We start from the raw sequence: 26,296 nt of genomic DNA, 5'->3' as shown, positions 1-26,296 counted from the left end.
CAAGGCCCGCAGCGGGTCCGAGAGCGAAATGGCGGCTTCGGTCTGCGAATCTTCAGGAGCGGACATTCAGGTTGGTGTAGGCACGTCCTGGCGTGACCCAATTGGGACATCCTGCCCATTTTTGAGCAGCGCCTATCACACTGCTTCCTTTGGCTGCCTATGCCTCTGCTAATGTGCAGACAGCGGTTAGCTAGAATGGTCGCCTGCGTTCCAAGTTCGATATGCCGTGTACCTTTCAGCGGGTTGCGCATCTTGGTAACTCTCTCTTGATGCGAACAAGTCTGAAGGAGATCCGATCAGATGGTTCTGGCCATGGCTGATGACCAGATCCGACACGGCCTGCGCTGGTCGTCTGGGAACACGCGCGCCGGCCTGAGCGTGGCCGTGTTCTCCTTTGCGAGTGTTTGTCGCTATCCTGGGCAGTCGGGAACGTCGCTCCCGCCGGGCAAGAAGAAGCGCCGGCGCTCGCATGGTGTGAGCTGGCGCGGCACGACGGTTTTTGCATAGTCGATGAGATCGTTGGATGTCGGAAACGCTCGGATTATGCGCACCCGTTCATCGCCTGAAACGACGGCGATCGCCGTGCCCTTCGAATTCATCGCGGCGCGGGTCACCTTCGGTCGATTGAGCTTATCCTGACGCTCGGAAATCGTTGCTATCTCACGGCCAGACGCCGTAGCCCAAACCCTGACTGTCCGATCCTGCGATGATGTCGTAACGATATAGATGCCGTTCGGACTGAATCGCGCGCTCTCTACGGCGCCTCGGTGGCCTTTGAGGACTGCCTTTCTGGTTCCATCAGCAACGTTCCAGATGCGGGCGGTGCTGTCACGCGAGGCAGTCAACAACGACTGACCGTCAGGGCTGAAAGCCACATCAGTCAGGGGTTCGTCATGCCCCTGTAGCACCTGGACAGTACTTCCATCCTTAAGCGACCAAATGCGCGCGGTCTGGTCCAGCGAACCGGTTGCGACGAGCAAACCATTCTGACTGAAGGCGGCACTGGTAATGCCGTTCCGATGCCCCACGAAAGTGCGAACCTCGGTCCCATCGGTCCGCAACAGATGCACAATATTGTCGCTGGTCGCTGTGAGAACGAGCCGCCCATCAGGGCTAAAGACAGCATTCGGCAAAGTGGCACTCGTTTTGAGGGTGGCCGTCTCGCCATCGCTGCCCCACAGCTGTGCCACCCCTGCAAGCGATGCGCATCCAACGAGCTTTCCATCGGGGCTGAACTGAACACTCGCGACCGCGGCGCGTCCCATTTCGAGCCGCCTGAGTTGCCGCCCGCTGTCAACGTCCCAAATCAGAATCTCGCCGCTGAGGGTCGCAGTGGCGAGGCGATGGCCATCCGGACTGAACGCCGTCGCCTGAAGCGGCTCATGCGTTTCAAGCTCAGCCGTCTCATGGGCGCCGGCGACATCCCACAGATGCGCGAGGCTGTCTCCGCCTCCGGTAACAAGGTGTATGTTGTCGGGGCTGAAGACAGCAAAGTTGGGGGAATACTTGTGAAGCAGCTCATCTGTGAGAATCCCGTCGATGTCCCAGAGCCGAGCCGTACCATCGTGCGACGCCGTGAGTAAGGTGTTGTCGACGGGGCTAAACTCAACATGCTCTACCAAGGCATGGTGGCCGCTCAAAGAAGTAAGAAGCGAAGCGTTCTCCACGTCCCAAACACGCACCCCACCGTCCATTGATGCGGTAGCCAGGAGCTTGTCGTCATGACTGAATGCGCTGTTCACTTCCTGATCATTCGTGTGCGGCGTAACATCCGTCAATCTTAGCCCAGGTGTCTCTTCTCCAAGCACATTGCGCAACTTCCCGGTTACGCCATCCCAGAGCCGTGCGGTGCCATCGATCGACACCGTCGTGGCGAGGCGGCCGTCGTGGCTGAAGGTCCCGCTGTGGGTGTCGCTCTTGTGACCGCCGAGAGCAGCAATCTCGGTGCCCTTCGTTACGTCCCAAAGGCCTGAAGTTTCAGCGTACGTATAAGGCGACCACGAAGTCACGAGGAGCCTGTTCCCGTTCGGACTAAAAACGACCTCATCTGGCCAGTTTGGAATTCGCCAGTTTTTGATCTGCTCTCCGGTCTCGGTAATCCAGATCCCAACAGTGCGACTATTACCTTGTCCGGCCGCGAAGCTGTACCCATCGGGACTGAAGTCCGCGAACGACGTTCCACCACCCTTCAAGGTCAGGATATTCGCACCGTTTCTAGCATCCCAGATCGACATGGCATGGTTGTTGTCGTCAGATGCAGTGAGCACTCGCGTGCCGTCTGGGCTGAACTTGGCAGTTGGAAAGCCACCGGGCTGCTGAACAACAAAAAGCTGCGCTCCCGACTTGGCATCCCATACGCGCACCGTGCTGTCACGAGCGGCAGTAACGACGCGGTTTCCGTCGGGGCTAAAAGAAGCTCTTTCGAGGGCCCCTTCGTGCCCCTTCAAAACGGCTATTGCCGACCCGTCCGACACGTTCCAGATGCGAGCGGTCTTATCGTAGGATGCCGTAACAATGCGATCGCCCTTTGGGCTGAAGGCGACCCAGGTTGCACCAGCATCATGGCGAAATATCCTGAGTTGACGGTGCGCCAGCAGAGCGTTGTAGAGAGCAGCCTCGGCTTCGACCAGGCGTTGTCCGGGTGGAGTGTCTTTCGGCCGCAACGCCTCCAGCGCAAGAAGGATGGCGGCCTCGATGTCGCCGCTCGCCGCGGTCTGCTGCGAGAGAAATGCCAGGGCAAGGGACTGACTGCGGAGGGCCTCGTCACGTGCCTCGATGGCCTTCTGCCGCGCCTCCAGCGCCTGCCCCTCTGCGGTTCTCGCCTGGTCCGCGCTGTTTTTTGCCTCGACGGCTTGCCGCTCCGCCTCGCGCTGTCCGAGGAACCCTGCGACAGCACCGACGCCTGCGATTGCCGCGAGTAGAATTGCAGCGACCGCCGCGTAGCGTGTTCGGCGGGCAAGCAGTGTCGCAGCAGCAGCTTCGGCCTCCATTCGCGCTCGTTCTGCGTTCTGCTCTCTTTTGACGTTCTCCCTAACCGCGAGCGAGGACGCCTGAATATAGTCCGCGGTAGGGCCGTCGATTTCATCTCGCCTCGACAAAAGCAGTTCCTCTGCCTCGACGAGTCGCTTGCCCGCAGGGAGCAAAAGATCCGGGTTCCTCTTGTCGGAATGCCATCGCCGGCCATCCGTCTGGACGCGGGCGCGGGTTTCAAGGAACTCCCTATTGGCATTGACGAGGTTCAGTGCCCTCGGCCAGCGGGTCAATAGGGACTCGTGTGCGACGCGAACGACGGCACGTCCCTCCGCATCCTCGTCGCTGACCAGCAGCCGGGCGGCGATCAATGCGTCGACCAGCTCCGCTTGGGCGGGCGTGCCCGCGACGTCGGTTGCCAGAGCCGGGACCGCAGCTATTGACTCGTCGCCGAGGCGCACTGTGGTCAGAGATCTGAGAACCGCCGGCAGCGTGTCCTGCACATGTGCCGGAAGTGCATCGGCCACTTCGTCGGCGCGCCGAGCGATCGCACCTTCGAGGCCACCCAGCGCACGATAGGCGGCAAAAGTGAGGATCCGCCGATCCCGACAAGCATCGTGCAGCGCATCGAGCACGAACTCGAGAAGCGGCAGCGATTCCGGATCGGCCCCCGCAGCTGCCTGGAGCACATCATCGAGACGGCCTTGGTCGGCTGTCTCCTCGAAGCGAAGACCCGCAGCTCGCGCTGGCTCGCGGATGATCTGCGCAATCTCCGCACCGGTCGGCGGCAGTAGCTCGTAACTGCCCAAGCCGTCCTTGAGGGCCGAAAAGCCCGCAACTTCGCCGCAGCGGTGAAAGAAGTCAGCCCGAATTGTCGCGATCACCCATACAAGGCCACTAGTGGCGAGCGAAGCGAGCAGCCGAATGAATGCCTCGCGCGCCGGCCCCGTTTGTGTAGTGAACAACTCCTCCATCTGGTCTACAGCGAGGACCAAGCGTGCTTGCGCTGCGGAGACGTTCGCAGCAGCGGCGGCTTTGGCAAGCGCGGCGCGGATCAGCGCCGGAACTCGGTCGGGCGCGCCGCGAATGAGCTCCGCCAGCTCGGCGGCTGTTCTCTCGTTCGCGAGCTCTGGCAGGGCACTTTCTTGAAGGAGTCCAGCGACGAAAGATGCGATCGTGTCAGATCCCTCCGACGGCCGGATGAGGCAGCGGCGCCAAAGCACGATCCCGGCAGTCGCGCCGGGCCGCAAGATGGCGGGAAGCAGTCCAGCGCGAAGCAGGGAGGATTTGCCCGAGCCGCTCATGCCATAGATTAGAAGGAACGCTCTGCCACTCGCGACTAGCTGTTCCACCCTGTCGACACAGGTGGCAATCGGACGCGCACGACCGAAGAAGATATCAGCATGGTCGAAATCAAAGACGTCCAGTCCGCGGAATGGCGACCTGGCCTGATCCTCCGAGGCGAGCGGAACGCGATAGACTCGTACCGGGCGGGCTATGTTCTTTACCCTGTGCTCGCCCATGTCGAGAAAATCGAGCGAGAGCCGGTCGCGGACATGCGTATGAATTGGCTCGGAGACATAGATACCCCCTGGCGGCGCGAGCGCCTCCAGGCGTGCGGCGACGTTTACGCCGTCGCCCATCAGATTGTCGCCGTCGGCAAGGACGTCCCCGAGATTGATACCTATGCGAAACAGCATGCGTTCCCGCTCGGGCAAGCCCGAGTTTCGGTGGTGGATTGCCAACTGGATCTCGGTGGCGCTCCGCACCGCTTCCACTGGGCTCGCGAACTCGGCGATGACGCTGTCGCCGGCGCTCCCGAAAATTCGGCCACCGTGCTCAGCAATCAGCCCGTCGATGATCTCACGGTGGGCCTTCAGCGCCGCAAGCGTAGCCTCCTCATCCTTGCCCATAAGCCGGCTATAGCCGACCACGTCGGCTGCAAGGATGGCAGCCATTCTTCTCTGAACGCGGTCCACTACCACTGCCGCTCTCCGTCGGACATCTTGGGCCCACTCTAGGCTACAAAACAGCAAATAGGGAGTGCTAGGGAGTTTGAGGCTGAGTGCCCAGTCCTGCCCGGAATCTAGGTATCGGTGTCGCTTCCGGCCGAATGCGGTCATTCGCTCTGCTGCAGCCGAACTGCTGCTTCCCGTTCGACCGCGACCGCCAGGTCGCCGGCGAAGTCGCCGGCCATATGACCGAATGGCGGCTTTTAGCAGCAAAGAATTTCGCACGAATGACGGAATGGGCGCGCGATCCGGCCTGTCGCGAACGCGAACTTTTGATCCCAAAGCCGCCATTTGGAAGCGAACCTACCCATAGACGGCCACTTCTGGCGCGAACATGACCTCCAGCATTGTCACCCGCGATGTCCACTTCCGGGCGGAGGCACCGAAGGCGAAGCGTTGAGGCGGTCATTTAGTGCATCATCACCTTGCGTCGGTCGAAACCGTTGCGTTGCGCTCATCGTGGCGCGATCAGCGGGCAGAAAGGTCCGCAAGCAGTTTTGGTTCGGAATGGAATATCGCCGGCAGGTCCGGGGTGGTCTTATTTGACGGTCGAAAACTCAAAACGATCGAAACGGAAGACTGCCGTATACTCGTTGCGTCGCTCCGGCGTCCCGGCAGGATTGCGGAAGATCGCACCGCAGGTTGTCTGATCTTTCGGAATGGCGTCGCACAGGAAGTTCTGCTGCACCCAACTGGTTCCTTTATCTATCCATGCGCCTCCCCCGCGCAGCTCACGACCGAGGATGAGCGACCTGATCTCCGAACCGGTAAGCCGGTCCTTGCATCCAGATTGACCTCTTCCGGCAACTCCGGCAACCCGGCCTTGTCCAGGCCGTCCAGCAGACGCCCGATGTCAGCCGAGTTCTTGAACACAAAATACCTCTGCGTGACCAGCTGATTTGCCCCTCCATCCTTTCGCTCCAACATGACGTTCCTGAGCCTGTCCCTATAGGCCGCGACCTGGTCACCGCGCCCGAGATGTGCGTAGGCCGAAACCAACACCTGCAGGCCATAGAATTTCGGCCATGGATCAGGCGATTGGAGATCGATCCTTTCAAGGTAGTCGACAGCTTCCTCGAACGACCCTGGCCAAATGCAGCCAGCCCAGCCTGGTAGTGCCGATGGTCATTGCCGCCTGGGCCTACACGGTCGGCTGCGACGAGATAGTTGCGCGCCTCGTTCGGCCTGCCATTGAAATTCATGGCCTCTGCCAGCCCGACATAGTTCAGGGGATCGCTCGGGTCGAGCGCCACTGCCTTGAACATAACCGCAACTGCCTCGTCGGACCGGTGCTCGCGAACCAGCAAACTGGCGACGAGCTGATGTAGGACGGCGAAGGATGCTTGGCCGCCTCCCCCAGGTACTTGTAGGCGTTGTACAGCGCACCGATATCCGAAACGGTTAAAGCTTTGATCCGCGGCCCGTCCATGTCCCAATAGGCCCACGCGAGCGAGGCTGCCGCTGCGCCGAAATCCGGATCGAGTTCCAGCGCCTGCTGGAAAAACCTCACCGCCTGCGCAAACTCGTCTGGAGCCTTGCGACGATTGTAGATTTCCGTGCCCTGGAGGTAAGCTTCGTAGGCTGCAGGATTGCGCGTGCCGCCCGCGACATCTGCCTTGCCTTGAACGCTGACGAGACGGAGCTTGAGCGCGCCTGCGATGCTGACGACGACCTTGTCCTGCAGCGCAAACACATCCGTCCATTGGCCGTCGAAACGTTCTGCCCAGAGATGACCGGTGGTCGAGCCGTCGATCAATTGCGCGTTGATACGCATGTCGTCGCCGACCCGGCGTATCGAGCCCTCCAGAATGCACCGGACACCAAGCGCTGCGGCGACCTCAGCGGGTTTGGTCTCCTTGTGCTTGTAGGTGGAAGCCGCGTTTCGCGATACGACGAACAGGCCGGGCACCCGTGCAAGTTCTGTGGTCAGGTCCTCGGTGAAATCGTCAGCCAGATAACCTTGCGCCTTGTCGTCGCTGAGATTGTCAAATGGAAGTACGACGACGGATGGCCGGGGATCGGCTTTCGCATTGGCTGTCAGAGCGGCGGGCCGAAGCGGTGGCTCCCAGGGTCTCCACCACGCTGCTGCAAGCCCGACTGCGACAACAAGGACCCCAATGGGGACGGCCAGATTGCGCCTGAAACGTGGGTGTCGATTGACAGCCATGGGCTTTCCCGCCACCGCGGGATCGAGCAGCACCCGTCCGTCGCCGGTGTCTCGGGATCGTCCTCAAGCTATGGGATGCATAAGCTCTTCTCCAAGTACCGTAGTGAGGGGATACGCGGTTGCGAATGGTCCCTCGCGTGAGAACCGTGTCTCGCTACATCACTGCGCCGTCGCCATGGCCTGGTGTCCGCTATGCGGCGACATTTAGTTCGAAGGGGATTGGTGGCAGTGTTGAAAGCGGAGAGAACGGTCTCCCGCTACCACCTTCAAAGTCCAAACAATTCTCCGGTCCCCTCACGGCGGCCTGAAGCCCAGCGGTCTGAAGTGACAATGCCCCGACCATTGTGGGGCCGGGAGCGGTCCGGCCGGTTCTGGTATGAACGCGTGAGAATGCAGACATTCAATCCGGTGGGTCCGAGTCTCGAACTGACCCGTTCCGCACGTTCCTAAAGCTGCAACTCCTCTCAGTCCACTCAAGCGAAGACTCAGGGCAGCAAAACGATCGAACGTACCATATAGATGGACTGTGGGCAGCACTCGGGCTTGACGTCTTGCCGTCATGGGTGAACGGTAGCGGCAGCCTGGCACCGCGCAGGAAGGCACGTTATGATCAAGGCTGTCTTGGGTTTTCTTCTGCTGCCTTGGCTTGTCATCTTGCCCCTGATCGCAGTGACACCCGCGATCGCAACCGATTTCAGCCAGCCCGGTCCTTTCGCGATCGGTATTCAGAAGTTCACGATACCTGACGTGACTGGTGAGCACCCGCTGGAAACATGGGTCTGGTATCCCGCTGCTGGTCCTGCGCCAGCTCCCGCCGGCGCAATCCTGAAGACGACGCCGGAGGCACCGCCGGCAACGACCGGTCCCTATCCGCTGCTTGTGCTGATCCCCGGATCCTCGATGCCGGGCATAGCCTACACCCGCTGGGGCCAGTTTCTCGCGACCTACGGGTTCGTTGTCTTCGCTTCGAGCTATGATACCGGATTCGACGTTCGCCGATTGCTCTATTATCGTTCTGCCAACGTGCTTCGTGTGATCGGCTACGCCGATACACTGACAGCCCCGGGTGGCAAACTCGCTGGACTCATAGATACCTCCCACATCGGCGTCTGGGGGCATTCATCGGGCGGAGCGACTGCGCTCCAGGCGGGAGGCGCTCGGGTCGACTTTAAAGCCCTGGATAGCTGGTGCGCTGCAAATGAGGCCCAGAAGTATGGCGACTCATGCCAATTTGTAGGTTTCGAGCCAACGATTGCCAAACTCTACGGCGCTGCGGACCCGTTTGCGGAGCCGATGCCACCCATTTGGGATAGCCGCGTGGCGGCGCTCGTTCTCGCAGCTCCGGGCGGCGAGCTGCAGGTATTCGGCGCCACTGGCATTGCGGCTGTCAAAGTGCCGACGCTCATACTGGTCACTTCTGACGACGAGATGGTGAAGCCGGAATTCAATGCCCTATGGGCGCATGATAGCATCGGAAGTCGAGATAAGGCGTTGGCCGTATTCGACAAGGGTGGGCACATGATGTTCGCATACGGTTCCGGTTCCGGTCCGCAGTTCGATCAAGCCAAGACGCTGACCGCGGCATTCTTCCTCAGTATTCTAAAAGGTGATCCCATGGGGCAGGCGGCGCTGCGACCCGGCGAGGCGTCGTTTCCGGGCCTCCACTATAAAACGACCTTCCACTGAGCCGACCGGACTCGTTGCTGGACAGGTGGAGGCGCTCGTGTGGCCAACGGCAACACGTGGTCCGCTGTGGCGCAACCGCGATCACCAATGCGGTGGCCGGTAATGTCCTCTTTAAGGCAGTTGCAAAGCTAACTTTGACGACCGACATGAGGCGCATTGCCGTCCGGCAGCGTGTGGGCCGGAAGCGGCCAACCCCAAGTATAGAAATGTCCAACACCGGCCGCCCTTGGCGAGTGTGCTCCACCCATTGCCCTAGCGAATAGCGGCCTGACCGCCGCAGCCACGACCCGCGCAAGCCCTCCTGAACCCCAGCTGAACGCCGCCTTCAGCCTTAGTTCGAACGGCATCTCCTAAAAAGAAGCCGTTCAACCGCGGTCCCGTCCGCCAAAGGAGACGCTCTCATGATCCGCAATTCTTTCATCGCAACCGCGCTTACCGCTCTTGTCGGTATCACTGCCGCCGCTCCGGCCATGGCCAATGACGTGCGCATCGAGCAATATGGCTGGTCGAACTCGGCCGGCGGCGCCCAGAACGGCTTCAAAAACCGTATCCGGGTGTATCAGAACGGCCGCTTCAACAAGGTGATCGGCCAGCAGCGCGGCCGCCACAACCTTTCGGCTATCGGCCAGGACGGGGCCGGCAACTACGGCGCCACCTACCAGAACGGCAACCGCAACGTGGCCGGCGTCGGCCAGTTCGGCTCCAACCACACCACTATTCTGACCCAGGACGGTAACGGCAACATTGCTGCCGGCGTACAGGTGGGCCACGGCTGCGATGCCAATGTCAGCCAGGGCGGCAGCGGCAATGTCGCAGCTTTCGTCCAGGCCTGCCCATAAACACGGCAACGGCCAGACGGCCGCGGAAAGATTCCGCGGCCGCCGCTAGCCAAGCCAAGGAGACGAACCATGCCCCGCATCGTCAAGCATTCCCGCCGCGTCATGGCGGCACTCGCCCTGGTCCTGGTCCCGGCCGGCGCGCTGGCGACCATGGCCAACGCCGACCAGTCCGTTGGGCCGGTGCGCTGCGAGATCCGCGCCACGCCGGAAGGGGGCATGGTCTTGCTTGAGGCGCTTGCCTATGCTGACAGAAACGTGAGTGGCACCTATTCCTTCCATGTCGAAAGCACCGGTCGCACCGACGGCACCAGCATCGAGCAGGGCGGCGCCTTCAACGCCGCGCCCGGCAAGCCAGCTACGCTCGGCGCTATCACGCTCGACGCAAAGGGCGGCGTTTACGACGCCAAGCTCGAAGTTGCGGTCGATGGCAAGAGCATCGGCTGCGCCGCGCGGGTCGGCGGCGCGACCTGATCGCACCGGCCAGTTTACGAAAAAGGGCGTCGGCGTTCGGCGCCTTTTCTATGTGTGCCGAGCCGGGAAAAATGAATGAACGACAGCTGAACGATGGGTTCCGGGATGGTTCAGCCGCAATTCGGGAAGGTTGGCCATAGGCTGAGGCAGCCAGAAATGAAGACCAAGATGACCCGCAATATGTTCATAACCCTTACTGCCGCTCTCGTTGCCGGCAGCATCGGCCAGGTGGCGCTGTCCGCACCGACCTACGCAGGAGGCCGGGTGTCGGTGACATTTGCTCCTGCCAACGCTCGCGACGCCGGCGCCCTGGCGACCGGCCTGCGCGTCTATTCGAAGTATCGCGGCCTGCACGGCGCCAGAATCCGTCAGTCCGGACACGGTAATGCTGCTGGCCTCGGCCGGAACGGCCGCGGCAATCTGGGCATCATCCATCAGAAGGGCAACGGCCATTCCGCCATCCTGAGGCAGAACGGCAACGACAACGCCTACGGTATTTTCCAGTTCGGAAGGAACACCGAGGCGAATGTCGTGCAGAACGGCGACGGTGGTGGCGGCGCCATCTTCAGCTACGGCTGGTAACGGCCGATAATCGGGGCGCGAGCGGGACTCGATCCCCTTGCGCGCGACCCAATCATTCGGGCCGAACATCTCGGCAGAGCCGAAGATGACCCCGCGGCTTCCTCCTTGGGAGGTTTTTCAACGCGGGCCGATGTCGACCCAGCCGCACCCCTCGCGCTGCGGCCCACATCGAAAAACCTTCACCGATGCGGACCTTCTGCAGCGGCTTTTCCACGCATAGCAGACGTTCGACGGAACGGGTGATCCTGCCCCGGCAAACACCGATGATATCAGATAAAGTGCGGCAGACAATGTCACGAGGAAGCGAGGCGACATTTCACGCTCCGCGACAGCCGGAAGTGATCGACAACTTTCCAACGTTTTGCTTCGCGATTGACCCCTCCTGGTCAAACACCCCAAACCGGCGGCTGCATCACCGTTCCTCCGGCGGCTTGAGGTGCCGAAACTGCATCAGCAGCAGCAGATCGTAAGCGATCTTCAGTGCACCGCAGATGATCAGGGGCCAAGCCCGGAACGAGGCAGCGAACAGAGCGCCCGCCAGGGCGGGACTGGCTGCGGCAGCCAAACTGCGCGGTACCGATGTGAAGCTTGCGGCGGCTGCCCGCTCCGCCTCGGTGACGACCGCCATGACGTAAGATGAGCGCGTCGGGACGTCCATCTGAAGCTCGTCGCCGGAAATGCCGCTTGGAAGCCGAGATAGTTCTCGATGCGCGAGGATGTTCCCGCCTGCCCGCCGGGCGCCTCGCGTTCGACGACGATGGTGCGCAGCCCCTCGGAGGCGCCATAGACCGCAGCCGCAAGACCGGCCGGTCCGCCGCCGATGATCGCGACGTCGTACTCGGCGCCGCGCGGGCGCGTCTGCAGCCCGAGGCGGATGGCAAGATCGCGCACGGCGGGTGCTTCGATAATCTCCCCGTCCGCCAGCCGGGCAACGGGACCATCGAGAGCCGGCCTGCTGAGGGCAGACCAGAAAGCCTCGGCATCCGACGTGTCGGGCAACAGCCAGGTGAACGAAATCTGGTTGCGGGCCAGAAACCGGCGCAGTTCGCCGCACGCCGTGTCCCAGCGATGGCCGACCAATGTGACGCGCGGCCTCTGCGGCTCGGCAGTGACGCTTTGCAGCCCGCCCATCCGCTCGCGGGCAAGCGCGCTGACCTTTTGGGCCACGTCCTTTGACACCGCGGCGATGGAATAATACTGCTGAACGTCGATGCGCATGACGCGGGAAGATTCGGCGGCGCGATAGCCACCGGGAAAACCCGAGCCAAGCGCAATCGGCACCTCGCCGAAGATCGTTCCCGGCAGACGCCAACCCAGCGTTCGCTCGATGCCGTCGAAGGTCTTTACGACTTCGATCTTGCCGGCGAGAACCGCAAACAGCGCGGCCTCTCCACCCTCGTGAATCGCGAACTCTCCGGGGCTGAGGTGAAGATCGGCCGCTGCCCGCGCCAGCCGCTCCAGCTCTGCCGCCGGCAAACCCGAAAACAACGGGATTGCTCCCACTTCATCACTTGTCAGCATGGCCCCTCGCGGGAGCCAGTTAGCGTTGTTTTTTTGCCGTGATCAATAAAAAAGCGAGGCGGAGCCGCGTTTTGGGAGAGAGCGCAACTTCCCCGTTGTTGTACCGTTGTTGTGGGGGAGATCGGCAGCCTCGACGCCATGTCACGCATGCTCGTAGCTCGCTCAATCCGGACGGCAGGTGGATGATCGTCGAGCCGTTCGCCCACGATCATCTGGCTGTCAACCCCGTCGGGCGCGCCTATTATGCCGCCTCCGCCTCCCCGGCCATAGCGCCAATGCCAAGCATGCACTAACATTCCAGCTTGCCCCTTTGGGGCTGGCGAGTGATCTGTTCAAAGGGAAGTACCCATGACCAATCATTGCTGTGGACCGGGCTATGCTTCTCCAGCCGAGGCGATGACGGCACCTCGCGAAAAGCTGCTCTATACGATTGCCATCTACACCGGCACGGGCATTCAGAAGCCGGACTATCTGTGCACGATTGATGTCGACCCGGAGAGTTCGACCTACAGCCAGGTGATTTCGCGTTTGCAAATGCCGGGTATTGGCGATGAGCTTCATCACTCGGGCTGGAATGCCTGTTCGTCGTGCCATGGCGATGCGAGCATGGAGCGGAAATATCTGATCGTGCCGGGTGTGCGCTCGTCAAATCTGCATATTGTCGATTGCGGTACCGATCCGCGCAGCCCGACACTGTTCAAGGTGATAGACGGCGCTGAAATCAAAGCCAGGACTAACCTGTCGGCGCCACACACGGTGCATTGCCTCGGCTCGGACATCATCGTTTCCATGCTTGGTGACGCCCAGGGCAATGCCCCCGGCGGCTATTTGCAACTCAGCAAGGAGTTCGAGATTGTCGGCCGCTGGGAAAATTCCATGGGCAGGATCAAGTTTGGTTATGATTTCTGGTACCAGCCGCGACACAACGTAATGGTCAGCTCGGAATGGGCCGCGCCCAATACCTTCATGCCTGGCTTTGACCTGGAAGAGGTTGGTCATCTGAAATATGGCCGAGAGATCCATTTGTGGGATTTTGAAAAGAAGGAGCCAAAGCAAACATTCTATCTCGGTGAAGATGGCTTGATCCCACTGGAAGTGCGATTCCATCATAACCCCGACAGCAGTCACGGCTTTGTTGGCGCGGCCCTTTCTGCAAATATCATCCATTGGTGGAAGAACGCGGCGGGTGACTGGCAATGGGAAAAAATTGTCGATGTCGGCAATGAGCCGCATCCCGCATGGCCGATACCAATACCGGGCGTGATCTCGGTTATTCTGCTCAGCATGGACGATAGATACCTCTATCTGTGCAACTGGTTGCATGGCGACATTCGTCAGTACGACATCTCGGACCCTCACAACGCCAAGCTTACCGGACAAGTGTGGATGGGCGGACTTCTCGGCCGTGCGCCTGAGGTCAATGGCGTGAAAGTGACTGGCGGGCCTCAGATGATACAGCTCAGCCTCGACGGCAAGCGCCTTTATGTGACGACCTCACTCTTCTCGACGTGGGATAATCAGTTCTATCCGGAAATCCGCACCAATGGCGGATGCATGCTGATGGTCAATTGCAATACGGAAAACGGCGGCATGGAAATCGATCCGCTATTCGTTGTTGATTTTGGTAAGGAACCAAATGGACCAAGCCGCTGCCACGAAACCCGTTATCCCGGGGGTGATTGCACGAGTGACATCTGGGTATGACCTGCTTCACCATCATTCTCGCCAATCAAGGCGGTGCGGCCTTTGACGTCGATCACCGCAAGCCCCTCTTGCAAAGCTTGCGCGAGCAGGGCGTGGATCTGCCGTGTGGGTGCAAGTATGGCGGCTGCATAACCTGTGCGGCCAAAATAATCAGCGGCAAAGTCGATCAAAAAGCGCAGCGGGCGCTGAACAACCGCCAGATCAACAATGGCTATATAATCCTCTGCGTCGCCCGCCCTTTGAGCGACTGCACGCTGGAGGTCGGCGTTGAGAGCCACGACAAGCTCTATCGCAACCCCTTCCTTGACCCGCTGGCCGCTCATGAATTGAAAGCCGATATTGCGACCCCGTTGGAAGCAAAGAAATGACCCATATGAATCATGATGAGCCCTATTCGGAGGCTTATCTGCAAGACATTCTGAAATCGGTCAGAACCATCGCGATGGTTGGGGCCAGCCCCGATAAAACTAAATTTTCCTATGGGGTACTCAGGGTGCTGCACGAAATCGGCTACGACATGATCCCGGTCAACCCCAGTCCCGGTCTGGATGAGATTCGAGGGCTTAAGGTGTACGCGTCACTAGCGGCCATCGACCGGCCTGTGGATATGGTTGAGGTTTTTCGCCGCTCCGAAGATCTGTTGGAAGTTGCACAGCAGGCCATCGCAATTAATGCCAAGGTTCTGTGGGGTCAGATTGGGGTGCGCGATGACGCTGCCGCCCAGTTGGCGGAGGAAGCGGGCTTGAAAGTGGTGATGAACCGCTGTCCCAAGATTGAGTTGTTCCGCCCCTTCTGGAAGCCAAAGCTGCATTTGGGAATATGACTGCAGGGGCGCAGAATTCGGGGGTGTCGTGGCAACCAACCTGTTCCCCCTGGAGTCTCAGACGTTGATTCTGCTATCAGATTGAATTTTGCCCGAGGTACGATGCCAGATGATCGCTGAGATCCCGCGCGTCGTCGCCAGCGCCGTCGATCAGAGCAGACTTGCGGCGGCGCAGAAACTGCGTCCCCATCAGGTAGAGGCCGGGATGTTCCGCTACACCGCCGTCGTGACGGACGTGGCCCTTGCGGTCGAGGACCGGCAGTTCCAGCCAGGAGTAGTCCGGCCGGTAGCCGGTGGCCCAGATGATCGTCCTGATAGCGCCTCCGGCAAGATCGAGGCCGAGCGGCGGGTTGTCCTCGACACGGGTCGGCGGCGGGCGATCCGGCGGCCCGACCGTAGCGTCCAGGCCGTTGGCGCGCGCCCATTCGTCGATGAGGTCGAGCAGCCGGGCCATCTTGAGATCGGAAAGCGCGCACATGTTGCGCAACGACCCCGCAAACTGGGCCTTGCCGTCTTCGGTGATGCCGGCAAGACGACCGATGAGCCGGACGCCGAGGTCGTCGAGCGCATTGAGGTCGAGGGTGATGCGGTCGGGCGTGCCGGCAAGCTGTAGCGAAGGAACCCGTCGCGCCCGGCTGATGTCGTCCACCTCGTCGTAACGCTCGTCGAGCACGCCGGCGGCGTCCATCCACCATTCCAGGTCCTTGCCGCGATAGACGCGGGGCGCCCGGATGTGCTCGCCCACCGACAGGGTCACTTGACGCCCCGAACGCTGCAGCTCCTGTGCGATCTGGGTGCCGCTCGACGACGCGCCCACCACCATCACGCCACCGTCGGCGACCTGACCCGGATTGCGGTAGGACTGTGCCGTCAGCATGGCGACCGACGGCGGCACGCGGCTGGCGACGTCGGGCAGGCGCGCGATGTTGCACGCGCCCGACGCCAGCACGACGGTCCGACACCGCCACTCGCCGCGGTCCGTGCGCACAAGATATCCCGCCCCGTCGCTGCGAACCGAGGTGACGGTCGTGTGGGTTCTGACCGGAGCCGAGATCGCCTTGGCATAGTTCCCGAGGAAGTCGATCACCTCAGGCATCGTCCGGTAGCCGTCGGGATCGTCGCCGTCATAGCGAAAGCCCGGCAGCCGGCTCTGCCAGTTCGGGGTGAGCAGCCGCAGTGAATCCCATCGCTCGGTGCGCCAGGTATGGGCGATCTCGCCGCGCTCCAGCAGCACATGGTCGATAGAGCGCTCCGCGAGGCAGCGGCTCATCGCGAGCCCCGCGTGCCCCGCGCCGACGATCGCTGTGGTGACGGAACTAATCGCACCCTCTCATCAGGAGAGTCTACGGTTCGAAGCGCCTTTCAATTCACCACGACCGTGACGTTCGTCGGATTGGTGACAATGTCATAGACCGCCGACCGCTTCTGCGACTGAGCGACGATAGCCTCGATGTCCTCGCGCTTTGCGTCGGCGTCGATGTTGTATTTCACCGTGATGCCGCTGAAGCCGTTGCGCACGTCGCTGTCGATGCCGAGAATTCCGGCGAGATCCATGTCGCCTTCGATGGTCGCCTTCACCGACTTCAACTGGATATTCCGGTTCTGGGCAACCGCGGCGATGCCGGCGGTCAGGCAACTCGCCAGTCCGACCAGCACGTATTCGACGGGCGTGGCGCCCTTGTCCTGGGAAGCGAAGACCTCCGGATGGTCTGCGTCGAATGTGAAGGTGGTCTTGCGATGCTGATCCTCGCCGAGACCGTAGAAGCTCTCGACCGACGAGTGGCTGTGGGTGCCATCCTTCCATTCGCAGGCCGCGCGCCACTTGAACTGCGCTGCCTCCGGGGCATTGGTAAGCGCTTCGCGTGCGCCGAGCAGCGCCTCTACGTTAACACCGTTGTTTGCCTGTACTTCGGAAGCCATAATTATTATCCTCCCTACCTTGCACTGGCTCAAAAACCCGACCGATCTCACTGACCTCCCGATCAGATTTCACCATGGCGCGGCATGCTATGGGTCGCGAAGCGTTTCTTCAAGTTGTTTCCGCAGCGGAATGTTCGCCCTCGTGTGCCGAGTTGTGCCTTTGCAGGCTCTGGCGCGACCACGACCTTCAGCGCGGTCAATTGCAGTGTCTGCTTCCGGGGGGGGCAAAGTTCGCCTCTATGGCCGACATTGCTGCGCAAAGCAGCCATGCCGCCGCCGCGTGCGAGACTCTGCTTCGGGTCACAAGCAGAACAGCAGCCCCCTACGGCTCGTCCCTCACATCGCGCAAATTAGACACAACGCGGCGGTTCTGCGACCTGCAGGCGGTGTCGGGGCACTCGCGGACGAGCCTGTCCTTGCCGTAGCCCTTGGCCCACATGCGGTTGCGGTCTATGCCGCCGGCGGCGAGGTAGTCCATCACCGCATCGGCGCGCTGCTGCGACAGCGCCGTTTCCTTTGTGCCGGGGTCGTCGGCGAAACCCTGCAGCTTGAGCAGCCAGCGCGGATGCTTTGCCAACCAAGCGATCTGGGTGTCGAGGGTGGCCTTGGCGACGGAATCGAGCGCGGCCGAACCTTGCGTGAAATAGGTGCGGCGGCCGACATTGAGGATAAAATCCTCCTCGCTGCCCGGCTGCACGTTCTGGAAGCCGGCAACCTCGGTGTTGGTGACGTCGGGTGTGGGAGGGGCCAGCGTGTTGCTGGTCGAGCAGGATGCGGCCAGCAGCAGCAGGCCGGCGGCGAGCAGCCGGCGCGTGTTTTCAATGATGCGGTTCATGAGCGCCAATCATTCGACAGTGGTGGAAGCGGGCGCCTGGTCGGCGATGTGCGGCAGGACCTGCACCGCGGTGCCGATCGGGCACCGCTGGTAGAGGTCGATGATGTCTTCCGGGAACATGCGGATGCAGCCGCTGGAAGCGTCGGTGCCGATGCTCCATGGCTCCAGCGTGCCATGCAGGCGGTAGCCGGTGTCGGCGCCGTCGCGGTGCAGATAGAGCGCGCGCGGCCCGAGCGGATTGTTGGACGCGCCGCCTGCGATCATGTCCGGTAGCTCCGGCCTGCGCTTGCGCATTTCGGGGGGCGGGACCCATTGCGGCCACAGCGCGCGGCGGTCGATCGTCGCGCGGCCGTACCATTTGAAGCCGTCCTTGCCGACGCCGACGCCGTAGCGGATGGCGGTCTTGTTTTCCATGATGACGTAGAGGAAATGGTGGCGGGTATCGACCACGACGGTGCCGACCGGCTCGCTACTGAAATACTTGACGATCTGGCGGTGCCATCTCTTGTCGATCTTGGCGAAGTTGGTCTTGCGATACACAAAATTGTTGTCGCTGGCGGTACCGGCGAAAAAGGATTTTGCCGCCGCGGCTTGAGCAATATTGCTGGTTGCACCCACCGCGACCAGCGCCAGGCCGCCGAGCACGACACCCCTGCGTGATAAAACCATCGGCAATATTCCCCCTCATGCCAAAAGCCTGGCGGACCATAATTGAGAATTACTTCGCCTCAAAGTGGAAAATGCTGCGTTGCTTCAGTCCGCCGTGTCCGGACATTCGTCATTGCCGGGTTCGGGCGGGTAGACCGGGTGATCGGCAGATTGCTCGACGAGCGTGGATACAGGTGGGTTGCAGTCGACCTCGACGCCAAAAATGTAGAGCGGTCCCGGAAAGAACGTCTACCGGTCTTTTTCGGCAACGCTTCGCAGGAGGAGATGGTGGCCGCCGCGAAAATTGCATGTGCAAAGGCGCTGGTGATCACTCTGGACGACCCCGAGGCAGCCAAATCGGTTCTTGCGGCGCTGAGACGCAAACTGCCCGACCTCCCGTCAGATGCGATGGCGGAGCGCCTCAACGATCACCGCCATCGCAGGCGAGAGCTGTCGCCTGCTCGGGTAGTAGAGGTGATAGCCCGCAAACGGCGGACTCCAGTCGTCAAGCACGAGCCTAAGGCATCCCTTGGCGATGTGCTGGCTAACGAGGTTTTCCGGGACATAGGCGATCCCGAAACCGCTTATTGCAGCCTCGATCATGGGAATGGACGAATTGAAGGTGAGTTGGCCCTCCACCCGCACGCGAAGGTCGCGGCCATCCCTGGCGAATTCCCAGGCATATAATCCGCCGAACGTCGCCTGCCGCATATTAATGCAGTCATGATCGACCAGATCCTGGGGTGCGGTCGGAACCGGATGGCGGGAAAAGTACTCCGGCGAAGCCACGGCGACGAGCCGCCAATCCGGCCCGATGCGCACTGCGATCATATCCCTGTCGATGCTCTCACCAAGCCGCACGCCTGCGTCGAAGCGCTCCTCCACAATGTTCTTCATGCCGTTGTCGCTGTAGAGCTCGACGCACACGTCAGGATAGTCGCCGAGCAAGGGCTGCAGCTTCGGCCAGACGGTCGTCTGGAGCGCATGGTCGGACAGCGTGAGACGGACCGTTCCGGAGGGTTTGTCGCGAAAGGCCACCAGGCTTGCGAGGTCGGCTTCGATTTCCTCGAAGCGGGGAACAAGAGATTGGAAAAGTCGCTCGCCGGCCTCGGTCGGTGCGACGCTCCGCGTCGTACGTGTCAGCAGGCGGACGCCAAGACGAGCTTCAAGCTCCTTGATTGTCGAACTCAGGGTCGACTGCGAGGTTCCGAGCTTGGCCGCCGCCTTGGTGAAGCTGCGCTCCCGCGCGACCGCCACGAACCAGAGCAGATCCTTCATGCCATCGCGCTGCATAGGGCACCTCCGATCGGACATTTATATCATGAGCAGATAAGTCCATGCGAATTACTTAGTCTAATAGAATGGGTTCCTCTGCAATATCTTCCGGCATGGCGACGGGACGGGCGGCTGATCCGCCCCAGTCGCCTTGCAAGGATGCCAATCATGGAAACGACCTACGACACAAGGCTTGTCGAAGACCGCGCCGCATGGGGCGCGGTGTTGTCGATGGCGCTGTGTGTTTCCGTGCTCATCGCGTCGGAATTCATGCCGGTCAGCCTGCTGTCGCCGCTAGCGGCCGATCTCGGCATCACCGAGGGCCGCACGGGACAGGCGATCTCGATTTCGGGCGCTTTCGCCGTCGTGACCAGCCTGCTGGTCGCCGGCCTCACGCGCCGGATCGACCGCCGACTGGTCGTGACCGGCTTTACCCTTCTCCTGATCGTGTCCGGGCTCGCTGTCACCTTCGCGCCGAATTACGCGTTCCTCATGGTCGGCCGGGCGCTGCTCGGCATCGCGATCGGCGGTTTCTGGTCGATGTCGACCGCGATCGTCATGCGCCTCGTGCCGCAAGACATGGTTCCGAAGGGTCTCGCCATGCTGAACGCTGGCAATGCCATCGCGGCCACCATCGCCGCGCCGCTGGGCAGTTTTCTTGGCGCCTATGTCGGCTGGCGCGGCGCTTTCTTCCTCGTCGTGCCGCTTGGGGTCCTGGCGCTGGTCTGGCAGTGGACAAGCCTGCCGGCGCTGCCCCCGCGCCGGAGGAAGCGTCCTGGCAGTCCGCTGGCGCTCCTCGGCCGTCTTCCTGTCGCCACCGGCATGGCGTCAATCATGATGCTGTTCATGGGTCAGTTCGCCCTCTTCACCTATCTGCGGCCCTTCCTCGAGAGCGTCACTCAGCTCGACATCGCCGAGCTTTCGGCGATCCTGCTGGCGATGGGGCTGGCCGGGGTGCTCGGCACCCTCTGCATAGGCCGGCTTTTGCGCACGCGCCTGTTCAGCATCCTCATCGTCATCCCGCTTGTCATGGCCGCGCTGGCCGTAGCGCTCATCGCCGTCGGTGCCTTGCCGGTTCCCACAGCGCTGCTGCTCGTTGCCTGGGGCTTCTTCGGCACGGCCGCGCCGGTTGGCTGGGGCACGTGGCTCAGCCGAACGTTGCCGGACGACGCAGAGGCCGGCGGCGGGTTGCAGGTAGCCGTCATCCAGCTCGCCATTACAGGCGGTGCCGCGATCGGCGGCACGCTCTTCGATACGGTCGGCTGGTGGGGAGCATTCACTTTCGGCGCGGTGCTGCTCTGCGGATCGGCGCTCGCCGCCTTTGCCGCATCGCATATGGCCCGGAGGTCTTTGCCATGACCATCGAGCGTGCGCCGCTCAGCCGCCGGACATTGCTCGGCGCCGCGCTCGCGGTGGCGGCCCTGCCTCGCGCAGCCGCCGGCCAAGACCGCGAAGCCTCAGTCAGCCAGGAGCCCACCGACATGAAGATCAGGATGGTTTTCAACGGCCGCACCATGACCGCCACGCTCTACGACAATCCGTCGGCGCGCGACTTCTTCTCCATGCTGCCGCTCGACCTCAAGATCGAGGACTACGCGCATAACGAGAAGATCGCCTATCTGCCGCGCAAGCTGACTGAAGAGGGAAGCGGTCCGTTCGCCAACGAGCAGCCCTATGACCTTTGTTATTTCATGCCCTGGGGCAACCTGGCCATGTTCTACGCCGACTATCGCCATCCCGGGCTGATCAGGCTCGGCCGCTTCGACGAGGGCGAGCAGGCCCTGCACATTCGCGGCGCGTTCCCGCTTCGCATCGAACGCAGTTGAGGACCCAATGGAGATCACCATGGACATTCTTCGCGCTGGCACGAGGCCTTCCTGCAAGGGGCCACCTGACTGGTTCACCGGCACGGTGCGGATCGATCCGCTCTTCAATCCCTTCGATGCCGGGCGGGTCCAAGGCGCACAGGTGACCTTCGAGCCCGGCGCCCGCACCGCCTGGCACACGCATCCGCTCGGCCAGACGCTGATCGTTGTCTCCGGCCTTGGCCGCGTGCAGCGCGAGGGTGGCCCGGTCGAAGAAATCCGGCCGGGGGACGTCGTCTGGTTCGCGCCCGGCGAAAAGCACTGGCACGGCGCGTCGCCTCAGACCGCCATGACCCACATTGCCCTCCAGGAGGTCAAAGACGGCAAGGTCGTGGACTGGCTGGAACATGTCAGCGACGCCGACTACGGCGCCTGATCTTCTCGACTCGAAAGGAACCAAAATGCTCGCAACTGTTCTTCACAAACCGGGCGACATCCGCTGCGAGGAAATCGCCGATCCGAAAATCATGCGGCCAACGGACGCCATCATCAAGCTCTCGGCAAGCTGCATCTGCGGCTCGGACCTGTGGCCCTATCGCGGGCTGCAGCCGGTCGACGGCCCGATGCATATGGGCCACGAATATTGTGGCATCGTCGTCGAGGTCGGCGCAGAGGTGCGCACCGTCCGTCCCGGCCAGTTCGTCGTCGGCTCGTTCTGTCTCTCCGACAATACCTGCCCGCACTGCCGCTTCGGCTTCCAGTCGTCCTGCGTGCAACGCGAATTCATGTCGGGCGCGCAGGCACCTTATGCCCGCGTGCCGTTGGCGGATGGCACACTGGTCGCCACCGCCGAGGTGCCGCCGGCCGAACTCATCCCCGACCTGCTGGCCGTGTCCGATGTGCTCGGCACTGGCTGGTATGCGGCCGACGCAGCCGAGGTCCGAGAAGGATCGACGGTGGTGGTGGTCGGCGACGGTGCGGTCGGCCTGATGGGCGTGCTTGCGGCCAAGGAGATGGGCGGCGAGCGCATCATCGCCATGAGCCGGCACGTCAGCCGCCAAAAACTCGCCCGCGAGTTTGGCGCCACCGACATTGTGGCCGAGCGTGGCGAGAAAGGCGTCGCGCGCGTCCAGGACCTCACCAGGGGCGTCGGCGCGGACTCGGTGCTGGAATGCGTCGGCACGGCGGAATCTTTCGACCAGGCGCTGGCCTGCTCCCGCCCCGGCGGCACAATCGGCTATGTCGGCGTGCCGCATGGCGTGAGCTTCGACGGCCAAAGACTATTCTTCGGCCAGAAGCGCATGCTGGGCGGCCCCGCGCCGGTGCGCCGCTTCCTGCCCGACCTTATGGACCGTGTGCTCAACGGCAGGATCAAGCCCGGCAAGGTCTTCGACCTCAAGCTGCCGTTGGTCGAGGTCGCTGAAGGCTACCGCGCCATGGACGAGCGGCGCGCCATCAAGGTCATGCTTTCGGTGTGAGCGAAGATTGGGCGGACGGCCTGTGCGCACCCGCAAATCAGAAAAGGAACAACGACATATGACGATGAGATTGAAGATCGCCGCCCTTGCGCTTTCAGTTATCACGCCGGCTTTCTCGCAAGAGTCCCCGATCATCGGCGCATGGCGCATGAGGTCGCTCGAGGCCGGTGCCGATGGAAACCTCAAGCCCGTGCCATATTCCGGCCAGGTCATCTTCACCGAGGCCGGCACCCTCTCGGTGCAGGCCCAGAACCCTGACGCCAAGGCGCCGGATACGCCTTACACAGCGAATGGCTACGAAGCCTATTACGGCCCGGTCGCCATCGACGACCAGGACAAGACCTTCGTCATCACGATCGAGTCCTCCCTGGTCCGCAACCTTGTCGGTAAGAGCATGAAACGCAAATTCGAAGTCTTGGGCAACAAACTGGTCCTCACCCCGGACAATCCGGCCGAAGGCTGGCGCGTAACCTACGAACGTTACTGATCGGAACAGCCCGACTGTCAACCTGTCATCGATGGCCACAATGGCGCGGACTTCAGACCGAAATGGCGCGACAGCGGAACTGGCGCCAATCATGGCGGCTGTCTTCGCCGGCTTCCTCCTGATCGGCTTGGCGCTACCCGTCCTGCCGCTGCATCTTCACCAGCAGCTCGGCTTCGGCCCCTTCGCAGTCGGGCTGGTGACGGGCAGCCAGTTCGTCGCCTCGATGCTGTCGCGCATTGGGGCTGGAAACTATGCCGATGGGCGCGGCGGCAAGCGGGCCGTCGTCGTCGGCCTCATTGCCGCTGCCCTGGCGGGGTTCATTTACGTCGGCTCGCTGGCATTGCTCGACCGGCCCGTAGCGTCCGCATCGGCGCTCTTCGCCGGCCGGGCGGTACTGGGCGCGTCTGAGAGCTTCATCATCACCGGCGGAGTCGCCTGGGGCCTTTCCCTTGCGGGCGGACAGAACTCCGGAAAGGTCATAGCCTGGGTGGGCACGGCGATGTTCGCGGCGCTCGCGCTAGGCGCGCCGATCGGATCTGCGCTTTATGCGGCGAGCGGCTTCGCCGCGATCGCACTCGCGACGGTCGGCCTGCCGCTTGCGACGCTGCTTGCCATCCTGCCTATGCGTGGCACCAGCCTCGCCGCGAGCGCCGCGCGACAGTCATGGACGAGCGTGGCGCAAGCGGTCTGGCTTCCCGGCGTCGGAGCTGCTTTCAGCAGCCTTGGCTATGGCGCGATCCTGTCCTTTGGCGCGCTGCTCTTTGCCGAACGCGGCTGGCAGCCGGTCTGGCTTCCCTTCACCGCTTATGCCGCGTCGCTGATCGCGGCAAGGCTGTGCTTCGGCCACCTGCCTGACAGGTTGGGGGGCGCGCGCGTCGCTGTGATCTTCGTGGCGGTCGAGGCGGCAGGGCTGATGCTGACCTGGCTTGCGCCCGGGCCTGTTCTCGCCGCCATCGGAGCGGGCCTGACTGGCCTTGGCTACTCGCTGGTGTATCCCGGTTTCGGTGCCGAGGCCGTAGGCCGTCTTCCGCAACGCAGCCGCGGCCTGGCCATGGGACTCTACACCGTCTTCCTCGACGTGGCGCTCGGCTTCGGCAGCCCGGCGCTCGGCTTGGTCGCCGCGTCGGCCGGCCTGCAATTCGTCTTCCTCGTCGTCGCGACGGCGACGCTTCCGGCGTTGGGCATCGCTCTGCTGCTGGGTCGCCGTAACGCTCCACTATAGCTAGTCTGTGCTCGAGATGTCGCGCAACCACGATCGCTCCCGCTTTGGGCGACGTCTGCTTCCGGGCAATGACAAGACCGACGTCTACGGCCGACATTGGCGCAGAGCAAACGGTCGGGTTTCCAACGCGGAGCGACAAGAGCTGACCGTTGGTCGGCGCAAGTGTCGTCCTGACGTGACCCAATGCGGTCTTCCGTTGCGAGCGTCGGTTGCTGGAGCTGCGTTAAGTCGGTCGGAGGCCAATGGTATTTTCAATGGAACGCTAATATACATGGAAGCCCCAACGAGCAGCGCCTGCCAGATACTTGAGGAATGCCATGCGAAGGCTCATCTTCACGGCGATGTGTATCGCCGCCGCAACAGCCGCTAACGCCCATGATTGGTACGAAGACAAGATTGACCCCCAGACCAAATTCAAGTGCTGCGGCGGTTCAGATTGCCGCGCCATACCCCGGTCTTCGGTGCGGTCCAGGGTGGACGGCGGGTACACTTATTTGCCGCATAATTTCACCATCCCACGGGACCGGGTACAGGAATCCCCGGACGGGCAATACCATATCTGCGAAAATAAATATGTTGTAACCAACCAGCTGTATTGGCGTTGCTTCTTCGCACCTCGTGTCGATGTGTCTATACTTCTAAAGCATTAACCGCGCGTCACTTCCGCAACTTACATAAGCAAGGTGCTAGTCCATTAATTCTGTTGGACTTTCTTCAAAATTGCCGAAGCTTAAGCGGTGCGCGACTGCCCCAGGGATTTCATTGGATACATCGCGGCTATCGAGAGCCTACGCCCCTGGGCGTAACTCCATGGGGCGCTGCCGCGGGTGACTTCTGGGCGCGCTCCGCAATTCGGTGACAGATCGTGTCGGCGCGGCCGTGGTTGTGTAGATTGGCTGCGTGGCCCGCCTTGCCCGCATTGTCGTTCCAAGTCCACTCGCCACATAACGCAAACGCGGTAACGGCTGGCGATTTCGACCACGATGGACAGCCAAGCGATAGGGGATAACTGGCGCGGGATCATCAGCACGGTTCATGCGGGAGCGGCATTCGCCGGATGAGGCAGCTACGGCTGCAGTCTCGAATTTGACGCATCAGCACTTGCAAATCGTCAGCCGAGGTCTTTTGCTCGCGCGATAGTTGCCCTTGACCGTTGAATGGTTGGCGAACAGATGAACAAAATCGATCGACGGCGGCCAGAATCAGAAACGGACGCCACCGTAAATGCCGCAAGACTTGGAACTCGGCTGCGCCTCGCCCGCCAGACACGCGGCATGACGCTGAAGACGCTGGCCGCGGCTGCGAATTGCTCGGAAAGCCTGCTGTCCAAGATCGAGAACGGCAAGGCTTCGCCGTCCCTGCCCATGCTTCACCGCCTGGTCGAGGTTCTCGACACCAACATCGGCTGGATGTTCGAGCAAGTCGACGACGACGAGGCGATCGTATTCCGGGCGGGCGCAAGGCCTTTGATCGCGCTCGACGCGCTACGGCGTGGCGAAGGAATTTCGCTCGAACGCATCATCCCGTATTCGCCTGGCCACCTCTTACAATGCAACATCCATCACATCGAGGCAGAGGGCTCGAGCGAAGGTCCGATCCAGCATGCCGGCGAGGAAGTCGGCTACGTGCTCGCCGGGCGGATCGAACTGATCGTCGACGGCAAGAGCCATGCTCTCGCCACGGGTGATGCCTTCGTGTTCAGGTCGGAGCTGCCGCATCATTACCGCAATATCGGCGAGGAACGCGCTAGCATTTTCTGGGTCAACACGCCGGCGACTTTCTGAGCAACGCTGTGCGTTCATTTGGATTGACAAATATTCAAGTCTCTTGAATGCTTGCCTCGTGCCTGTA

22 protein-coding genes and 3 pseudogenes are annotated in these 26,296 nt (G+C 61.9%); 15 read left to right on the top strand and 10 right to left on the bottom strand.

Annotated elements, in window-relative coordinates; all coding sequences use genetic code 11:
- Positions 1-410: 410 nt before the first annotated feature.
- The 3 genes from NKH33_RS21420 to NKH33_RS21410 all read right to left on the bottom strand — a co-directional run bounded on the left by NKH33_RS21420 (position 411) and on the right by NKH33_RS21410 (position 7,149).
- On the bottom strand, positions 411-4,928 hold the full coding sequence (locus NKH33_RS21420) for an nSTAND1 domain-containing NTPase (protein ID WP_352780523.1): 4,518 nt from the start codon (positions 4,926-4,928) through the stop codon (positions 411-413).
- Between the two features lie 592 nt (positions 4,929-5,520).
- Entirely contained in the window at positions 5,521-5,670 is a 150-nt protein-coding gene (locus NKH33_RS21415) for a hypothetical protein (protein ID WP_352921330.1), read from the bottom strand.
- Between the two features lie 537 nt (positions 5,671-6,207).
- Positions 6,208-7,149, bottom strand: a complete 942-nt coding sequence (locus tag NKH33_RS21410) for a hypothetical protein (protein ID WP_352921328.1) — start codon at positions 7,147-7,149, stop codon at positions 6,208-6,210.
- A gap of 606 nt (positions 7,150-7,755) precedes the next feature.
- Between NKH33_RS21410 and NKH33_RS21405 the strand changes: the two genes are divergently transcribed.
- From NKH33_RS21405 to NKH33_RS21390, 4 genes are all read left to right on the top strand, one after another.
- Positions 7,756-8,835: an alpha/beta hydrolase family protein gene (locus NKH33_RS21405; protein WP_352921326.1), complete on the top strand. Its 1,080-nt coding sequence runs from the start codon at positions 7,756-7,758 to the stop codon at positions 8,833-8,835.
- A 401-nt stretch (positions 8,836-9,236) separates the two neighbouring features.
- On the top strand, positions 9,237-9,674 hold the full coding sequence (locus NKH33_RS21400; RefSeq protein WP_352921324.1) for a curlin: 438 nt from the start codon (positions 9,237-9,239) through the stop codon (positions 9,672-9,674).
- A 69-nt stretch (positions 9,675-9,743) separates the two neighbouring features.
- On the top strand, positions 9,744-10,145 hold the full coding sequence (csgH, locus tag NKH33_RS21395) for a curli-like amyloid fiber formation chaperone CsgH (RefSeq protein ID WP_352771160.1): 402 nt from the start codon (positions 9,744-9,746) through the stop codon (positions 10,143-10,145).
- A gap of 168 nt (positions 10,146-10,313) precedes the next feature.
- Entirely contained in the window at positions 10,314-10,727 is a 414-nt protein-coding gene (locus tag NKH33_RS21390) for a curlin (RefSeq protein WP_352921346.1), read from the top strand.
- A 412-nt stretch (positions 10,728-11,139) separates the two neighbouring features.
- Here NKH33_RS21390 and NKH33_RS21385 read toward each other — a convergent pair.
- Together NKH33_RS21385 and NKH33_RS21380 are read right to left on the bottom strand one after the other, a co-directional pair.
- A pseudogene (locus tag NKH33_RS21385) lies at positions 11,140-11,388 on the bottom strand (MFS transporter); the annotation flags it as partial.
- A gap of 59 nt (positions 11,389-11,447) precedes the next feature.
- A pseudogene (locus NKH33_RS21380) lies at positions 11,448-12,248 on the bottom strand (Crp/Fnr family transcriptional regulator); the annotation flags it as partial.
- 348 nt (positions 12,249-12,596) lie between these two features.
- On the opposite strand from NKH33_RS21380, the gene NKH33_RS21370 reads away from it, so the two are divergent.
- From NKH33_RS21370 to NKH33_RS21360, 3 genes are read left to right on the top strand one after another with little or no spacing between them, the layout of a single operon-like run.
- Entirely contained in the window at positions 12,597-13,952 is a 1,356-nt protein-coding gene (locus NKH33_RS21370; RefSeq protein ID WP_352771163.1) for a selenium-binding family protein, read from the top strand.
- Positions 13,949-14,320: a 2Fe-2S iron-sulfur cluster-binding protein gene (locus NKH33_RS21365; protein WP_352921321.1), complete on the top strand. Its 372-nt coding sequence runs from the start codon at positions 13,949-13,951 to the stop codon at positions 14,318-14,320. Before NKH33_RS21370 ends, NKH33_RS21365 begins: the two co-directional genes overlap by 4 nt.
- A 5-nt stretch (positions 14,321-14,325) precedes the next feature.
- Positions 14,326-14,775: a CoA-binding protein gene (locus NKH33_RS21360; RefSeq protein WP_352921344.1), complete on the top strand. Its 450-nt coding sequence runs from the start codon at positions 14,326-14,328 to the stop codon at positions 14,773-14,775.
- Positions 14,776-14,851: 76 nt separating this feature from the next.
- Here the strand turns inward: NKH33_RS21360 and NKH33_RS21355 are convergent, their stop codons facing one another.
- The 4 genes from NKH33_RS21355 to NKH33_RS21340 form a co-directional block, all read right to left on the bottom strand.
- Positions 14,852-16,075 (bottom strand): NAD(P)-binding domain-containing protein, encoded by a 1,224-nt coding sequence (locus tag NKH33_RS21355; protein WP_352616296.1) that lies wholly within the window; start codon positions 16,073-16,075, stop codon positions 14,852-14,854.
- Between the two features lie 62 nt (positions 16,076-16,137).
- Positions 16,138-16,695, bottom strand: coding sequence for an OsmC family protein (locus NKH33_RS21350; RefSeq protein ID WP_023679231.1), 558 nt, complete (start codon positions 16,693-16,695; stop codon positions 16,138-16,140).
- Between the two features lie 322 nt (positions 16,696-17,017).
- Positions 17,018-17,530 carry an OmpA family protein gene (locus NKH33_RS21345; RefSeq protein WP_352921319.1) on the bottom strand — a complete coding sequence of 171 codons (513 nt, stop codon included), beginning with the start codon at positions 17,528-17,530 and terminating at the stop codon, positions 17,018-17,020.
- Between the two features lie 9 nt (positions 17,531-17,539).
- Complete coding sequence (locus NKH33_RS21340; RefSeq protein ID WP_352921317.1) at positions 17,540-18,199, bottom strand: L,D-transpeptidase; 660 nt, start codon at positions 18,197-18,199, stop codon at positions 17,540-17,542.
- A gap of 42 nt (positions 18,200-18,241) precedes the next feature.
- Here NKH33_RS21340 and NKH33_RS21335 point away from each other — a divergent pair.
- A pseudogene (locus NKH33_RS21335) lies at positions 18,242-18,565 on the top strand (NAD-binding protein); the annotation flags it as partial.
- A 12-nt stretch (positions 18,566-18,577) separates the two neighbouring features.
- Here NKH33_RS21335 and NKH33_RS21330 read toward each other — a convergent pair.
- Positions 18,578-19,471 carry a LysR family transcriptional regulator gene (locus tag NKH33_RS21330; protein ID WP_352819459.1) on the bottom strand — a complete coding sequence of 298 codons (894 nt, stop codon included), beginning with the start codon at positions 19,469-19,471 and terminating at the stop codon, positions 18,578-18,580.
- A 150-nt stretch (positions 19,472-19,621) separates the two neighbouring features.
- Here NKH33_RS21330 and NKH33_RS21325 point away from each other — a divergent pair, with 150 nt between their 5' ends.
- The 7 genes from NKH33_RS21325 to NKH33_RS21295 all read left to right on the top strand — a co-directional run bounded on the left by NKH33_RS21325 (position 19,622) and on the right by NKH33_RS21295 (position 26,229).
- Entirely contained in the window at positions 19,622-20,812 is a 1,191-nt protein-coding gene (locus NKH33_RS21325) for an MFS transporter (protein ID WP_352921315.1), read from the top strand.
- Complete coding sequence (locus tag NKH33_RS21320; protein ID WP_352921313.1) at positions 20,809-21,279, top strand: cyclophilin-like fold protein; 471 nt, start codon at positions 20,809-20,811, stop codon at positions 21,277-21,279. The genes NKH33_RS21325 and NKH33_RS21320 overlap by 4 nt, the downstream gene beginning before the upstream one ends.
- Before the next feature lie 19 nt (positions 21,280-21,298).
- Positions 21,299-21,694 carry a (R)-mandelonitrile lyase gene (locus NKH33_RS21315; protein WP_352921312.1) on the top strand — a complete coding sequence of 132 codons (396 nt, stop codon included), beginning with the start codon at positions 21,299-21,301 and terminating at the stop codon, positions 21,692-21,694.
- A gap of 25 nt (positions 21,695-21,719) precedes the next feature.
- Positions 21,720-22,736: a zinc-dependent alcohol dehydrogenase family protein gene (locus NKH33_RS21310; protein WP_352921310.1), complete on the top strand. Its 1,017-nt coding sequence runs from the start codon at positions 21,720-21,722 to the stop codon at positions 22,734-22,736.
- Between the two features lie 22 nt (positions 22,737-22,758).
- Positions 22,759-23,223, top strand: a complete 465-nt coding sequence (locus NKH33_RS21305; RefSeq protein WP_352921308.1) for a lipocalin-like domain-containing protein — start codon at positions 22,759-22,761, stop codon at positions 23,221-23,223.
- A 31-nt stretch (positions 23,224-23,254) separates the two neighbouring features.
- Positions 23,255-24,445, top strand: coding sequence for an arabinose transporter (locus NKH33_RS21300; protein WP_352616220.1), 1,191 nt, complete (start codon positions 23,255-23,257; stop codon positions 24,443-24,445).
- A gap of 1,172 nt (positions 24,446-25,617) precedes the next feature.
- Complete coding sequence (locus tag NKH33_RS21295) at positions 25,618-26,229, top strand: cupin domain-containing protein (protein WP_023679230.1); 612 nt, start codon at positions 25,618-25,620, stop codon at positions 26,227-26,229.
- The last annotated feature ends 67 nt before the right edge of the window (positions 26,230-26,296 follow it).

Origin of the sequence: Mesorhizobium sp. M1182 (assembly GCF_040318335.1) — a bacterium.
Classification (GTDB): domain Bacteria; phylum Pseudomonadota; class Alphaproteobacteria; order Rhizobiales; family Rhizobiaceae; genus Mesorhizobium.
This window is presented reverse-complemented; position numbering and strand designations above follow the sequence as displayed.

Excerpts from the sequence above, each read along its gene's own strand:
- NKH33_RS21420 (WP_352780523.1), bottom strand. The coding sequence starts at position 4,928 with ATGGCTGCCATCCTTGCAGCCGACGTGGTCGGCTATAGCCGGCTTATG.
- NKH33_RS21410 (WP_352921328.1), bottom strand. The coding sequence starts at position 7,149 with ATGGCTGTCAATCGACACCCACGTTTCAGGCGCAATCTGGCCGTCCCC.
- NKH33_RS21405 (WP_352921326.1), top strand. The coding sequence starts at position 7,756 with ATGATCAAGGCTGTCTTGGGTTTTCTTCTGCTGCCTTGGCTTGTCATC.
- NKH33_RS21400 (WP_352921324.1), top strand. The coding sequence starts at position 9,237 with ATGATCCGCAATTCTTTCATCGCAACCGCGCTTACCGCTCTTGTCGGT.
- csgH (WP_352771160.1), top strand. The coding sequence starts at position 9,744 with ATGCCCCGCATCGTCAAGCATTCCCGCCGCGTCATGGCGGCACTCGCC.
- NKH33_RS21390 (WP_352921346.1), top strand. The coding sequence starts at position 10,314 with ATGACCCGCAATATGTTCATAACCCTTACTGCCGCTCTCGTTGCCGGC.
- NKH33_RS21370 (WP_352771163.1), top strand. The coding sequence starts at position 12,597 with ATGACCAATCATTGCTGTGGACCGGGCTATGCTTCTCCAGCCGAGGCG.
- NKH33_RS21365 (WP_352921321.1), top strand. The coding sequence starts at position 13,949 with ATGACCTGCTTCACCATCATTCTCGCCAATCAAGGCGGTGCGGCCTTT.
- NKH33_RS21360 (WP_352921344.1), top strand. The coding sequence starts at position 14,326 with ATGAATCATGATGAGCCCTATTCGGAGGCTTATCTGCAAGACATTCTG.
- NKH33_RS21350 (WP_023679231.1), bottom strand. The coding sequence starts at position 16,695 with ATGGCTTCCGAAGTACAGGCAAACAACGGTGTTAACGTAGAGGCGCTG.
- NKH33_RS21345 (WP_352921319.1), bottom strand. The coding sequence starts at position 17,530 with ATGAACCGCATCATTGAAAACACGCGCCGGCTGCTCGCCGCCGGCCTG.
- NKH33_RS21340 (WP_352921317.1), bottom strand. The coding sequence starts at position 18,199 with ATGGTTTTATCACGCAGGGGTGTCGTGCTCGGCGGCCTGGCGCTGGTC.
- NKH33_RS21330 (WP_352819459.1), bottom strand. The coding sequence starts at position 19,471 with ATGCAGCGCGATGGCATGAAGGATCTGCTCTGGTTCGTGGCGGTCGCG.
- NKH33_RS21325 (WP_352921315.1), top strand. The coding sequence starts at position 19,622 with ATGGAAACGACCTACGACACAAGGCTTGTCGAAGACCGCGCCGCATGG.
- NKH33_RS21320 (WP_352921313.1), top strand. The coding sequence starts at position 20,809 with ATGACCATCGAGCGTGCGCCGCTCAGCCGCCGGACATTGCTCGGCGCC.
- NKH33_RS21315 (WP_352921312.1), top strand. The coding sequence starts at position 21,299 with ATGGACATTCTTCGCGCTGGCACGAGGCCTTCCTGCAAGGGGCCACCT.
- NKH33_RS21310 (WP_352921310.1), top strand. The coding sequence starts at position 21,720 with ATGCTCGCAACTGTTCTTCACAAACCGGGCGACATCCGCTGCGAGGAA.
- NKH33_RS21300 (WP_352616220.1), top strand. The coding sequence starts at position 23,255 with ATGGCCACAATGGCGCGGACTTCAGACCGAAATGGCGCGACAGCGGAA.
- NKH33_RS21295 (WP_023679230.1), top strand. The coding sequence starts at position 25,618 with ATGAACAAAATCGATCGACGGCGGCCAGAATCAGAAACGGACGCCACC.